Annotated in this window: 14 protein-coding genes; 12 read left to right on the top strand and 2 right to left on the bottom strand. The window is 44.8% G+C overall.

Translation table 11 applies throughout. The features are described from left to right. Window positions 1-9: 9 nt before the first annotated feature. On the bottom strand, window positions 10-1,437 hold the full coding sequence (gene ccoN / locus AC5O63_RS19615; protein WP_004745913.1) for a cytochrome-c oxidase, cbb3-type subunit I: 1,428 nt from the start codon (window positions 1,435-1,437) through the stop codon (window positions 10-12). A gap of 259 nt (window positions 1,438-1,696) precedes the next feature. On the opposite strand from ccoN, the gene AC5O63_RS19610 reads away from it, so the two are divergent. Then, complete coding sequence (locus tag AC5O63_RS19610) at window positions 1,697-2,059, top strand: hypothetical protein (RefSeq protein ID WP_171324314.1); 363 nt, start codon at window positions 1,697-1,699, stop codon at window positions 2,057-2,059. Between the two features lie 208 nt (window positions 2,060-2,267). Continuing rightward, window positions 2,268-3,413, top strand: coding sequence for a hypothetical protein (locus AC5O63_RS19605; RefSeq protein ID WP_494506002.1), 1,146 nt, complete (start codon window positions 2,268-2,270; stop codon window positions 3,411-3,413). Between the two features lie 151 nt (window positions 3,414-3,564). On the opposite strand, the gene AC5O63_RS19600 is transcribed toward AC5O63_RS19605, so the two are convergent. Then, window positions 3,565-3,933, bottom strand: coding sequence for a DUF3693 domain-containing protein (locus AC5O63_RS19600; RefSeq protein WP_494506001.1), 369 nt, complete (start codon window positions 3,931-3,933; stop codon window positions 3,565-3,567). A gap of 204 nt (window positions 3,934-4,137) precedes the next feature. On the opposite strand from AC5O63_RS19600, the gene AC5O63_RS19595 reads away from it, so the two are divergent. From AC5O63_RS19595 to AC5O63_RS19550, 10 genes are all read left to right on the top strand, one after another. Next, window positions 4,138-4,338 (top strand): hypothetical protein, encoded by a 201-nt coding sequence (locus AC5O63_RS19595; RefSeq protein ID WP_494506000.1) that lies wholly within the window; start codon window positions 4,138-4,140, stop codon window positions 4,336-4,338. 2 nt (window positions 4,339-4,340) lie between these two features. Continuing rightward, the gene (locus tag AC5O63_RS19590) at window positions 4,341-6,395 is read left to right on the top strand and encodes a replication endonuclease (protein WP_494505999.1); all 2,055 of its coding nucleotides are present in this window, start codon (window positions 4,341-4,343) and stop codon (window positions 6,393-6,395) included. Window positions 6,396-6,450: 55 nt separating this feature from the next. Next, window positions 6,451-6,765 (top strand): hypothetical protein, encoded by a 315-nt coding sequence (locus tag AC5O63_RS19585; RefSeq protein WP_494505998.1) that lies wholly within the window; start codon window positions 6,451-6,453, stop codon window positions 6,763-6,765. Between the two features lie 268 nt (window positions 6,766-7,033). Next, entirely contained in the window at window positions 7,034-7,255 is a 222-nt protein-coding gene (locus AC5O63_RS19580) for a major coat protein (RefSeq protein ID WP_494505997.1), read from the top strand. A 74-nt stretch (window positions 7,256-7,329) separates the two neighbouring features. Next, complete coding sequence (locus tag AC5O63_RS19575) at window positions 7,330-8,835, top strand: hypothetical protein (RefSeq protein WP_494505996.1); 1,506 nt, start codon at window positions 7,330-7,332, stop codon at window positions 8,833-8,835. 1 nt (window position 8,836) lies between these two features. Beyond that, the gene (locus AC5O63_RS19570; protein ID WP_494505995.1) at window positions 8,837-9,202 is read left to right on the top strand and encodes a DUF5455 family protein; all 366 of its coding nucleotides are present in this window, start codon (window positions 8,837-8,839) and stop codon (window positions 9,200-9,202) included. Then, complete coding sequence (locus AC5O63_RS19565) at window positions 9,202-10,272, top strand: zonular occludens toxin domain-containing protein (protein ID WP_494505994.1); 1,071 nt, start codon at window positions 9,202-9,204, stop codon at window positions 10,270-10,272. The genes AC5O63_RS19570 and AC5O63_RS19565 overlap by 1 nt, the downstream gene beginning before the upstream one ends. Beyond that, the gene (locus AC5O63_RS19560) at window positions 10,253-10,495 is read left to right on the top strand and encodes an antitoxin MazE-like protein (RefSeq protein WP_494505993.1); all 243 of its coding nucleotides are present in this window, start codon (window positions 10,253-10,255) and stop codon (window positions 10,493-10,495) included. Before AC5O63_RS19565 ends, AC5O63_RS19560 begins: the two co-directional genes overlap by 20 nt. After that, window positions 10,496-11,701 (top strand): secretin GspD/PilQ domain-containing protein, encoded by a 1,206-nt coding sequence (locus AC5O63_RS19555; protein ID WP_494505992.1) that lies wholly within the window; start codon window positions 10,496-10,498, stop codon window positions 11,699-11,701. Between the two features lie 148 nt (window positions 11,702-11,849). Continuing rightward, window positions 11,850-12,455, top strand: a complete 606-nt coding sequence (locus AC5O63_RS19550) for a DUF2726 domain-containing protein (RefSeq protein ID WP_494505991.1) — start codon at window positions 11,850-11,852, stop codon at window positions 12,453-12,455. Window positions 12,456-12,585 lie beyond the last annotated feature (130 nt).

The raw sequence follows: 12,585 nt of genomic DNA, 5'->3' as shown, positions 1-12,585 counted from the left end.
TAAATCTCCTTATGCCGGCTGTGGGATAGCTTTAAGGCTATCTTTAGGCGCTGTTACCGTCTTATACGTGTTGTATGCCATTAGGAACATACCTGCTAGGAAAATAAATCCACCTAGGAAACGTACAAAGTAGAATGGGTAAGACGCTTCAACTGACTCAACAAAGCTGTATGTCAACGTACCGTCAGAGTTAACTGCACGCCACATCAGACCTTGCATTACACCAGAGATCCACATTGCAACGATGTATAGAACGGTACCGATAGTTGCTAACCAGAAGTGAGTATTGATTAGACCAACAGAGTACATACGCTCTTGACCGAATAGGCGAGGGACTAAGTGGTATACCGAACCGATAGATACCATAGCAACCCAACCTAGCGCACCAGAGTGTACGTGGCCGATAGTCCAGTCAGTGTAGTGAGACAGTGCGTTTACTGTCTTAATAGACATCATTGGACCTTCAAACGTAGACATACCGTAGAACGATAGAGATACAATTAGGAAACGTAGAATAGGGTCATAACGTAGTTTATGCCAAGCACCAGACAGCGTCATGATACCGTTGATCATACCACCCCAAGACGGAGCGAATAGAACCAGTGACATCACCATACCTAGAGACTGCGTCCAATCTGGAAGTGCAGTGTAGTGTAGGTGGTGAGGACCAGCCCAGATGTATAGAGATACTAATGCCCAGAAGTGAACGATAGACAGACGGTAAGAGTAAACAGGACGTTCAGCTTGCTTAGGTACGAAGTAGTACATCATACCTAGGAAACCAGCTGTCAGTAGGAAACCTACTGCGTTGTGTCCGTACCACCACTGAACCATTGCATCCACCGCACCTGAGTAAATCGAATAAGACTTACCAAGAGATACAGGGATTGCCATGCTGTTTACGATATGAAGAACCGCAACAGTGATGATAAAGGCACCGAAGAACCAGTTTGCTACGTAGATGTGAGATGTCCTACGGGTTATCAATGTTCCAAAGAACACGATAGCGTAAGAAACCCAAACAACTGCGATGGCAATATCGATTGGCCATTCTAGCTCTGCGTATTCCTTACCAGAGGTGAAACCCAATGGCAGAGTAATCGCGGCTGCTAAAATGATGGCTTGCCAGCCCCAAAAGGTAAAGGCGACAAGAGGGCCACCAAAGAGACGAGTTTGACAGGTACGCTGAACAACGTAATAAGACGTTGCGAACAGGGCACTTGTACCAAACGCAAAAATAACCGCATTAGTATGCAGAGGACGTAAGCGACTGTACGTCAACCACGGCGTATCAAAGTTTAGCTGTGGCCAAACTAATTGAGCGGCAATCAAAACACCAACGGCCATTCCGACAATGCCCCAAAGAATAGTAACAAGGGTAAATTGACGGACGACTGTATAGTTGTAGTTTTGTTCAAGCTGCTTTTCTTGGCTCATTTGCATGCTTCCAATTTCTAATTAACTACACTTTACTTCCAACACGACACATGTCGTAATGCCACCCAAAACTGTTAAGAAAATCACACCAAAATTCATTGGTTAAATATTCTTGCCAGTTTTTAAAAAAAGTGGCATTTTCAGCCGCCAACTATACTGCATTTAACAATTCAATGACAGCGTAGTAACCTTACAGTCGGTCTGGTTTTGGCCTTTTATTTTAAAACTTTGAAGTTTGTTACACGGAGAACCCCACATAATGGCAGCACAGAAACTCACACGAGGCCGTTTTGTTCAAATAATCATCATGTTAACCCTACTTATTACAGCGTTTATTTGGCGTACGGTCACATTCACTGAAGGGCAAGAAATAGAGTGTGAGTTGAAACCAAATTGTACTTTTAGTGTTAAAAATGACCAGTTTTCAGCTTCGAAATTGGAGGGAAAAATAACCCTGAATAAACCCTCAAATAACTGGAAAATTTCAACCGAAAATAAGTCTGTCCAAATCATAGAAAATGAAAATAATTGGCAAATAAAAGGGGAAGAATTCGATAACCTAGAAATTCAATTATCCGATCTACAAGAGAGCCAAATAGTCGGTGTGACGTTTAGAATTTAACCAAAAAACCATCCCGAATTTTCTCCCAATAATTTCTTCTAATGCGGTGACCTGATTTGATAGGTTTACCGCATAAAGTTACTTAGCCTGTCATTTATCCGTCGATTTCTTTTGTGAAATCAATCTCGTGTTCTATCTTTTCAATTAATGATAGTTAACCAAGTAATTTCAAGTTTGTTCTCAGCTTGAAGCGCATGCGAGGGAAATAATGTCCACAGTCACAGTCTTTTTTAGTGGTACCGGCGCCACATCGGAAAATCATGTTCATAAAAGTTATGCTTCCGGTGAGTTAGTTTCTGTCCTCGCAAAAAACGTATTGGGTCGAGATAACATCGACTATATACAAGTTGATGGAGTAGGGAGTGGGAACCTAAGTGAATGGCGCAAACAGACCGATGATCAGGTACATTGGACTCTGTTCGGCCAACTGGCAGGCTGGGGCGTAGAGAGCAATATCTCCCATGTCATTAACTTACTTAAAGGCAGTTCTAGCGAAAAGAAAGACTATAAAGATAGAGCAAGTGCTTTGTTGGATGAATCCAAACCTTTTAATCGCCTTAGCTCTGCGTATTCACGCTGGAAACAAGAACGAAACGAGTTGGCTAGCGACTTGAAAAGCGGCTTGGATTTACAAATGGAGAACATAAAAAGAGAGCGGCAGAGAGATCCCATAACACAGCTGAATCTTATCGGTTGGAGTCGTGGTGGCGTAAGCTGCTTCGAACTTGCCAACGAGTTACTTGAGCATCCGCAGCTTGCAAACATAAGTGTCAATATATTCGCCCTCGATCCTGTCCCAGGTGGTCTTAACGCCTTTAAGAACTATAAGTCGCTAGGCTCAAACGTAAAACAAATTGTCTGTTTTTATGCCAAAGACGAACGTTCTTTATTCTTCAAGGCTAGAATGCCAAAACTCCATAAGAACACTAAGTTCTACACAACCATGATTCCCGGTAGACATGCAACATTAGTGGGAGCATCACGAACGAGCGGCGGTGGCAAGGGTGAGCATAGACTCTTTGGCCCTGGACAGATCACCCGAGATTTCGCAGAAAAGGTTCTGACTAGTTGGGGAACAAATTTTTCGAGCAATTCAATGCTCAATTACTCAAAAGAGCAAATTCTAGAAACGTATCAGCGGATCGCAAGCAACAAAGCACAGTTTGAGAAAATGCAGAGTAACGTTTATACACTAAAGAATCAGATTTTCACGTCAACGCCAGATCGTATCGCGAAACCATCAGTGCTAATGGGCATTGACGGAGTATTCGAAAACGCAGTAAATAGACACCATTACGATGTGTTGAACAACAACATTTTCGCGATTCGTGGAACAGCTTCAGCGCTGTGCTAAATGATCACTAATAAACAGTATTAGAATCGATAGATTATAAATACTGTTTATTAGGTATTTTATGGTAAATCCATTATGTTCAATGAAATAGAGCAAAGTAGAGGATTAACAGCCGTAAACAAGCCAGATTTCGCGTACACGCACACCACATTTAACATAATATACATAATGCGCACTTAGCAATGGCTTCGCTAGGGCTGCCAATCCACATCACCAAGCCACCACAAGCCATTGATATTCCTTGTAAACCGCGCCCGTTAAACTTTTTTGCAATGCTGTTCCACATTGCTTTGATGTTCGGATTATCGTTACGGTCAGCGTGACACGCTAATAATGCGAGCTCTGGATCTAATCCTGCACCTTCTGCTAAGAAAATTGCTTCTTCATCAGATACATAGCGAACGCCTTTTCTGATTTTGCTCAGTTTTTGCGGCGATAGATTCAAGTCATGCGCTATTTGTTTGTCTTGTAGGTAGTTTTGAGCCTCTTTATAGGCATCTAACAGTTCATTTGCGTACATTTCAAAACCTCCGTTTGTCATTATCTTAGCTGTTTAATCCCGATTTTGCGCTATTTACAATCCCCATTTATGGCAACTAGAATCCCCATAAATCGGTACTTGCTCTTGCGGGTACTTTTATTTGGCTCAGCGGTTCTGGGTCGTTTGTCCTTGAAACTTACTTTCTGGGACTGCTGAGCCGCTCAACTATTCAAGGTGGTTGGAATGATTCACATAGAAATTACTCAAATAGCGTGGCATGACATTTTTGGCGGCGCTCGCTGCCTTAGATTGCTGTCCAATGAACAATTGCGACAAGGTGACATTGTCACATTTACCTGTAATCAAAGTGAATCACGTTCATACCGAGTAACTAAGCACCAATCTCACTTAGTCGGCTGCTACATTGAGTTTGTTGAGGCTTAACCATGCTACGCACAGTAGAAGTATCTCAAGGCGTATTCGAGACACTGGATTTTATTCCAGTGTCCGACCCAAACCGTATTAACATCGAATCGGATTACCTGTTTCACCATGTGGATTCGTACGTTGACCACACGAATCCAAACGTCTCTTATCGTTCGACTCGTCGCCGTGCCCTAGCCTCGCAAATCCATTCTTTGGACTTGTCTGAGTTCATCGAACCAAAAACAGAAAACCCTTGTGAAGCGTTACTGCGTTTAACGCGTCGTCATGGTGATTTTGCACCGCACATGATTCGTGCGTTTACCAATATTCTTGAGCGTAAAAATTACGTGACCGCGCTGTCCATGCTTGAGGATGCAGATAGCCGCTTACGCGCTGACGGTATCCGCTTTGCACGCAACGATGAAGAAATCATTGAACTGGCTAAAGCCAAGGCTCGCGCTTTCTCAAAAGTGCTTTTGAAAATCTCCGATACGACAAAGCGTTTTGAAAAAGCAGAGTTACTACTTTCTGATCTCGGTCTTGAGTTCCGCCCTGAATTGGTCAAACAAAAGGCCAAGTCTGGGGAGCTGGACTCCCTCATTAAACGCGCCATGTGTGATAAGTGGCTGCGTCGTCAATTGCGCCGCCGTTACTTCACCGAAGTCGAAACCGTAGCGCGTGATTTAATGCTTGTTCACAAGTCACAAGATGCGTACTGCTCTCAGTACAGCGTTGATGTCATGAAAGGTCGCAAGTCTGACACTGAGCAAGCGCTCATCAATACCGTCTGCTACATCGACGACGACCCAGACACATGGTTTACGCTTCAAGAGTTAGCCGCCAAATCGACGGCGAATCCGGTTATTCGACGCGCTGAAATGTTCGTTCGTCTACGCGCATTTGAAGATATTGCCAAGGAATCGGGGCACATGGCCATGTTCTACACGGTCACTGCTCCGAGTCGTTTTCACGTTTACAAGGGTGATGAATTGAACCCTGCTTGGATTGCCGCAGGCAAACCAAGCGCGTTGGACGCTCATCGTCATCTAATGGGAGTCACTAATGCGTTTCGCAAAGAACTCGACAAACAAGGTATTAAAATCTACGGACTACGAATTGTTGAACCGCATCATGACGGTACACCACACAATCATATGTTGTTCTTCATTCGACCAGAAGACAAAGTCACTGTTACACGACTCCTTAGAAGTCACGCTCTCAGTGATAGTCCAAATGAGTCAGGCGCAGCCAAATACCGATTTAAAGCAGAAACTATTAATTGGAACAAAGGTTCGGCAGTTGGTTACGTCGCTAAATACCTCTCCAAAAACATCGACGGCGCAAACATTGGCGGCGACAAAGGTACAGACCTTGACGGAAAAGCCGCCTCTTCTGCCGTGGTGTCCTTTAACCGAATCCAAGGTATCCGCCAATTCCAGTTCTATGGTGGTCCATCCGTAACAGTGTGGCGTGAGATGCGCCGTTTCCGAGAAGAGTTCAAAGAGGACGATGCTGTGATTTTAGGAAATCAACTTTCCAAGGATGAGCATTTTGTCCTTGAGTCTATTCGCAAAGCGGCTGACGACGGCGATTTTAAACGCTTCGTCATGGCTATGGGTGGCGTGTTCGTGCGCCGCAATGACCAAGAAGTTAAAGCCGTGTACCACAAGAAAATCAATGTAGACGGCCTATTCCGTCAAACCCGTTACGGCGACGAAATGAGCGCGGCGATTAACGGCATTCTTTTCCGTGGCAAGACCATTCAAACCCGTTTTAAAGAATGGAAGTTCGCCAACAAGAAACAGTTTGTGCGCGGCATTCGCTCAATGATGGAAGGTACGCGCATGGTGTTCAATTCGCTTGAAGAGGAATTGGAATACTACGCCATGCAGCAAGACGAATACGAGCGCATGAATGAGGAAATCGCTTTTCTTATGGATATGCCGTCTGTTGAGCCGTCTGTGATGTATATGGATGAGGTTTACGCGCAGAGCGCGCCTCCGCCCGATGGGTGTCCTAGTTGGGCGCAGCCCGACTGGGACATCCATCAGGGCGGCTTGGACTTGTGTCACTAACTGTCGCCATAAACCAAATTAACCAACTTACCCCAAACCCAAAAAGGACAAACACATGAAAGTCATCGGAATTATCCCTGATATCGACGATATCACTCAAAAGTCATTCACCAATCGTGAAACTGGCGAACACGTAGTCAGTGGTTCGTTCCTTCTGCAAGTGACCAAGCCGTCACAGACTATCACTATCAAAGTTAACGCGGAGCTTTGGAAGGACTCCGACAACGGCAAGGGATTACAAGATCTCGTCGGCAAGCAAGCTGAATACTGGATTGAACAAAAGGAGTACAGCTTTGCACGCCCTGACGGTCAAACCGTGTCGGGCTCGTCTAACAACCTATTCCGTCTGCCACAGACGCAACAAAAATAGGTAACTCACGATGACCGATGCCCAATTCAATCAACTCATTGCCCTGCTTGAAAACTTCCAGTTAATGGCGTTCGTTGGCTTCTGTTTTGTGTTGGTGGGTATCGGTTGGTTGATAGGAGGTCAAAGGTAAATGCTGTCCATTGAATTTATCGTCGGCAGTTTCGGGACTGCTTTTACCCTTGGCCTTGTGGTCGGGAAACAACTGTTGATTTTCAAACGTGCAGTTGAAATATCAACGTCAAACTAATGGTTAGAAGGAGAATCAACCATGCTTAAGTCTATTCAATCAAAAATCGCTCTAGGTGTTTCATTAGCTTTAACTGCGGGTGTAGCTTCGGCGGCTCTACCTGCGGATGCTCAAACGGCTATTGATTCTGTAGCAACCTTTGTTACTGACATTCTAGCGGCTGTATGGCCTATCGCTACCGCGCTAACGGTTGGCTTTGTGGGTATCAAGCTATTCAAGAAAGGCGCAAACAAAGCAACTTAATCCCTTGCTTTCCCTGTGGGGCGGCCTTGCTGCCCTACTTCTTTCCATCCCTCCCACCTCAAGGATAGGTCAACATGAACATTAAACCAATCATCATTGCACTAGTGCTTTTCTGTGGTGCTTCGTTTAGTGCTCATTCACAGCTTTACAGTGTGTATCAAGTGAATTGGGAAAATGGTTGTGCAGCGGTTGGTGACATCGTTGATTTGGATGCGGTCGCTTCTTGTCTTGATGGTTTTGTTAATCCAGTTGGTTGGACGTTTTTTAATACTCGCGCTTCTTATGGTGGCAGTGCAAGTACAGCAGGTGGTGATGTTCGTTATTCTGACGGTTCAACGGGCGGTTATTTTGCTGTGGTGTCAGCCAGTCGAACATCTACTGAGTGTACACCGCCTAAACAAATTGACCCAGCAACAGGTGTTTGTAAGGAGTTGCCTCCTGAACCATGCCCCCCAGGTTATGAAAGAAATGAGCTCGGTGTGTGTGTTCCGGTCGAACCTGAAGCGTTTTGTGAGAACGAATTTCTCGATTTGGATGCTAAGGAATATCTCGCCTGTTCTGACCAAAACAAAGATAACTTTTTTGAGTATACCTCCTATTGTAATTCAAAAGATGATTACGGATTTAATTGTAAGGTTGGTATTCCTAAACCAGTAGACCCGACCGACCCTATCACACCGCCAAGCGGTGACTTTGGCGGCGGCTCTTCTGGCACTGCTACGCCCGACCTCCCAGATTTCGACAAACCCGAGCCTGACAGCCCAACGCCCGATAGCAATACCGATACGGCAGTGATGGAAGCAATTCGCAACCTTAACCGTGATAATAATGCGGCGCTAAAAGGGATTAACACCGATGTAAATAAAGGCTTTACCGATATCAACAATCAGCTAACTCAGTTGAATGGGACTAACAAAGCGTTGGGTCAATCCGTACTCGACCAAATGAAACAAGATTATCAAATCTATCAAGGCACTAAGCAGCTTGCATTGCAGCAAACCAATACCATCGCAACAGGCAATAATGCAATTAAAGGCGCGATAACCAGTCAGACTGGAGTGCTTAAAACTTCGATTGATGGCCTTGGTTCTAACATCGACGGATTAGGTACAAAGCTTGACCGCATTCACGAGGCCATTGGCGATAATGCCGCCTGTGACCCTAATGTCGATGAGCGCGGGTGTGAGGGTAAATCAGGTATGACAACAAAGCTCGCTTCTGACGTTGCAACTCAAATCAATAGCGTTGTTGGCTCTGGCTTTGATGACGCTGAAAAAGAAGTCACTGACGCCGTTAAAGGTTTTATTGATGATTCTAAATTGGGTCCGGTTGAAGGTCATATGTATGAGGCCGTCAATATCGCCATGAGCGCCCTACCTAGTGCCGATGATTGTGTGGCGTTTTCTATGCCTTCCCTGTTTGGTGACCGGGTAGATTTTGGTTGTGACTTTTCCGTCAAGTTTAAAGCGGTTGCTTCGTTTCTTATGTACATCTACACGATTTGGACACTTATCGACATTCTGCTGAATGGCGTAACACCTGCCGCGGGTACCGTACCGCATCGCTCAAGAGGGATTTAATATGCCTGTGTTTTTGCTGCCTATCATCAACGGTTTGGGCAATGCGCTCAAGATACCTGCTATTGCTATCTTTCTTGGTCAGTTAGCCTCTACCGTTCTAGGTTGGTTTGCTATTCGCCTAAGCCGCGGTTTAGCAATCAACTTAACCATTGTCACTATGGTGATTGGCTTGGCTGCGGTCATGGCGCTGTCATTGCTGACCATCATCAAAGGACTTTCGTATATTGCCCCACCCAATTTAGCTGCGGGATTTGCTTACTTTGTGCCGTCCAATGCAGTCCCTTGTCTCAGTGCAATATTTTCAGCACGTATTATTCGTTGGGTCTGGATGTGGCAGTTCTACGCAATCACTAAGGTGTCCAGCTAATGCCTGTTTATTTCGTGACGGGTAAGCTTGGCGGCGGCAAGTCTCTCACTTCGGTCAGTCGTATTCGTGAGGCGTTTTACCGCGGTGCACCTGTTGCCACTAATCTCGATATTCGCTTGCACCATATGTTAGGCCGCCACAAGAAAAACACGCGTCTCTATCGTGTGCCAGATAAGCCTAAATTGCAGGATTTGGAGGCGTTAGGTCGCGGTAACAAAACTTATGATGAATCGAAAAATGGCCTACTCGTTTTAGATGAATGTGGCACTTGGTTTAACTCGCGTACTTGGAATGACAAGTCTAGACAAGACGTTATCAACTGGTTCTTACATGCGCGTAAACTCGGTTGGGATATCATTTTTATTGTTCAAGATATCTCTATCGTTGATAAGCAAGCGCGTTTGGCCTTGGCGGAACATACCGTTTTTTGCCGTCGTCTCGATAGAATGCAAGTCCCTATCATCTCTACCGCGGTTCGTATCCTCTCATTGGGTCAGCTCCGATTACCTCTACCTAAACTGCATATCGGTATCGTTAAGTATGGCGACAATGCGCAATCCTTGACGGTAGACAAATGGCAGCTTTGGGGTACTGACCTCTATTCCTCATACGATACGAAACAATCCTTTTCAGACCACTATGAGCACGGCACTTATACGGTGCTTCCCTCTTGGTATACACATGGACGTTACAGTGTCCCTTATACATTGAGAAATATTATGCGCATCACGAAAATCTATCTACGCAAGTATTCGCGTTTAACTATGTTCTCGCTCGGTGCGGTCGCTTCTTTTGGTATCACTCAGCTTGTTGCGCCCGAGCCCGTTTCTATTGTTCAGGCTTCTACGTCGGTTGAGGCTTCGAGCAACGCTGAAAGGCTCGACCTAACCGGATTCAAAATCGCGAGCTATATGCGCGCACCCAATCAGCCGCTTTATTTTGAGATAGATAAAGATGGCACACGCCTCAACAGTGTTGAGCTTGCCTCTCTGGGTTACACCTTTGAAGCTGTCTCGCGCTGCCAAATAAACATCATTCAAGGTGATAGCTATGAGCAAGTCTTCTGCTAACCGAAACCGTGAATATGAGAACCGCATGAAAAAGATGGGTTTCAAGAAAGTCACGCTATGGGTACCTGAATCAATGGATTCTGACTTTCTTGAGGTCGCTGAAATCTGCCGTCGAAACCCGAATCTGATTCTTTCAATGCTGCGCGATACGTCCACGGGTCGCATGGTCTCGATATCCCGTTTAAACGCCCCGTCACCAGTGACACTCAAGGAGGATAAGTAAATGAAGCGTTTATCTATGTTTGGGCTACTCAATGCCCTATTGCTATTGGTGTCACCTGCCTATGCGGAATCCTCAACGTTCGAAACAGCGAACACGCCTATTGCTGAGTTTGTTGCTTGGGGTGCTCGTGAGTTGAATCAACCAATAGTGCTTGGCCGTGGCGTTGTAGGTACAGTCAGTTTTACCGCTCCAAATCTTGAACCCTCGGAGTACCCGTCATTCTTTAATAATGTCCTAAGCGCCCATGGTTACTGGGTGCAATATGAAAACGGACTTTATGTGGTTAAGCCTCTAGATGAATCGGTACAAAATGTTGAACCCTCACTGGTTAAGTTATACCGCTTGAGTCATGTGCGAAACTCAAAGGTGTCTGACATTCTTCAGTCAACGCTTGCGGCGACCAATCGCCAGTTTGTTAAGGATAAACCTGCCTCAACTTTCACTGTTGAGGTGTTACCAACTACCAATGGGTTGATAGTCACAGGAACGGCTGACCAACTGGAAAAAATCGATATTCTGATTGGTGGTGTTGATAGGCCACAGCGCCAAGTGTTTATCGAGGCGATTATTACCGAAACCTCTTATGATGATTCTCAAGAGGTCGGCGTGAACATGCAGCTCGCTTTAGATAAGGCCGGATTTGTGACTAATACCTCTGTGATTGATCTACTATCTGATAATGCTGCTATCTACGAAGGTGGTGATTTTCAAGCGCTGGTCAAAGCAGTTAAGACCAATGAAGATACTGAGTTGTTATCTAAACCTAATATTCTAGTGATGGATCGAGAACGCGGCTATGTCACAGTAGGTCAAAACGTCCCTTTCGTTGTGTCTAATGAGGTAACCGACGGCGGCAAAACCATACAGCAAATTGAACGCCAAGATGTGGGCGTATCACTGGAGGTAACGCCACATGTTATTGATGACCGCATAGTGTTACAAATCAATCAGGAATCGCAATCAGTGACCAACTCCACCGCCGCGACTGATATCATCACCAATAAGCGAACCTTGCAAACGGTGGTTAACGTTAAGGATGGGGAAACTATCATGTTAGGTGGTTTGATATCGACGGATGAACGTAAACGCGTTTCTGGTGTTCCTTTGCTTCAAGATGTGCCTATTCTGGGCGCACTATTCCGCTCTGAACGAAACGAAAAAATAGACAAAGAACTAAGGATCATTCTCAAAACTACTCTACTTTAATCAAGATTCACACTCGCTGCTATATGCTTGCATGTAGAGTGAGTTTGGATCAGACAAGCGCAGCGCGTCAGTTACCTTTCAATCACTTTACCTAATTGATATTCCGCTGTTATAGTCATCAAGCAAATGCAAACGATGGAATATAACAATGAAGTTAATAGCTCTTATTATTGTCATAGCTTGTCTGGGCTATATGATAAAGACAATGAAGGGGAAACCGTCCCGTAAAAAGACTCGCCAAAAAAGCGCAATAGCAAAGAAAAATCCTACGTTCTATGAAACTAGTGATTACGCAGCAAGTAAAACGAATGAACAACTAGACCCTATTCCTAATGTATCTCCAAGTCACACAGTTCCGGAGCACAAGCGTTCATCTCATCTAGCAACAGAGAACGAACGTAAATTCCATGATGCGCTTTTACTGGCAATTCCGTCCGATTATACGATCCACTGCCAAGTTTCGTTAATGGCGCTTGTTCAACCCGTACAGTGGAAAGACAACTCTCGAACTTGGGCGAAGCGAATGGATTTCGTTATTACGGATAAGCAGACTCAAATCCTAGTAGTCATTGAATTAGACGATAGAACGCACAACTGGAAAAAGCGTAAAGCTAGAGATGAATACGTTAACAAAGTTCTTGAAGGTCAACATAAGTTGGTTCGCTTCAAATCAGCGAGATCTTATGACCCTGAACATATCAAAGGAATGCTTGGACTAAGCGTTACTAAAGAAGTTGAAGCTCACCCCGTTTAGTAATACGGGGTGAAAGTCTTAATGCTGTCTTCTGAATCCGTAAAGACCACTTTCTGTCAATATTGTCAAACAACTATACATAACATTGGACTAAACCTAGTAATCGAGTATGATATCGGCGTTAACAGTC

It is taken from the genome of Vibrio sp. SCP2 (assembly GCF_059295395.1).
This window is presented reverse-complemented; position numbering and strand designations above follow the sequence as displayed.

Excerpts from the sequence above, each read along its gene's own strand:
- ccoN (WP_004745913.1), bottom strand. The coding sequence starts at position 1,437 with ATGAGCCAAGAAAAGCAGCTTGAACAAAACTACAACTATACAGTCGTC.
- AC5O63_RS19570 (WP_494505995.1), top strand. The coding sequence starts at position 8,837 with ATGCCTGTGTTTTTGCTGCCTATCATCAACGGTTTGGGCAATGCGCTC.
- AC5O63_RS19595 (WP_494506000.1), top strand. The coding sequence starts at position 4,138 with ATGATTCACATAGAAATTACTCAAATAGCGTGGCATGACATTTTTGGC.
- AC5O63_RS19605 (WP_494506002.1), top strand. The coding sequence starts at position 2,268 with ATGTCCACAGTCACAGTCTTTTTTAGTGGTACCGGCGCCACATCGGAA.
- AC5O63_RS19555 (WP_494505992.1), top strand. The coding sequence starts at position 10,496 with ATGAAGCGTTTATCTATGTTTGGGCTACTCAATGCCCTATTGCTATTG.
- AC5O63_RS19565 (WP_494505994.1), top strand. The coding sequence starts at position 9,202 with ATGCCTGTTTATTTCGTGACGGGTAAGCTTGGCGGCGGCAAGTCTCTC.
- AC5O63_RS19550 (WP_494505991.1), top strand. The coding sequence starts at position 11,850 with ATGAAGTTAATAGCTCTTATTATTGTCATAGCTTGTCTGGGCTATATG.
- AC5O63_RS19575 (WP_494505996.1), top strand. The coding sequence starts at position 7,330 with ATGAACATTAAACCAATCATCATTGCACTAGTGCTTTTCTGTGGTGCT.
- AC5O63_RS19585 (WP_494505998.1), top strand. The coding sequence starts at position 6,451 with ATGAAAGTCATCGGAATTATCCCTGATATCGACGATATCACTCAAAAG.
- AC5O63_RS19560 (WP_494505993.1), top strand. The coding sequence starts at position 10,253 with ATGAGCAAGTCTTCTGCTAACCGAAACCGTGAATATGAGAACCGCATG.
- AC5O63_RS19600 (WP_494506001.1), bottom strand. The coding sequence starts at position 3,933 with ATGTACGCAAATGAACTGTTAGATGCCTATAAAGAGGCTCAAAACTAC.
- AC5O63_RS19610 (WP_171324314.1), top strand. The coding sequence starts at position 1,697 with ATGGCAGCACAGAAACTCACACGAGGCCGTTTTGTTCAAATAATCATC.
- AC5O63_RS19580 (WP_494505997.1), top strand. The coding sequence starts at position 7,034 with ATGCTTAAGTCTATTCAATCAAAAATCGCTCTAGGTGTTTCATTAGCT.
- AC5O63_RS19590 (WP_494505999.1), top strand. The coding sequence starts at position 4,341 with ATGCTACGCACAGTAGAAGTATCTCAAGGCGTATTCGAGACACTGGAT.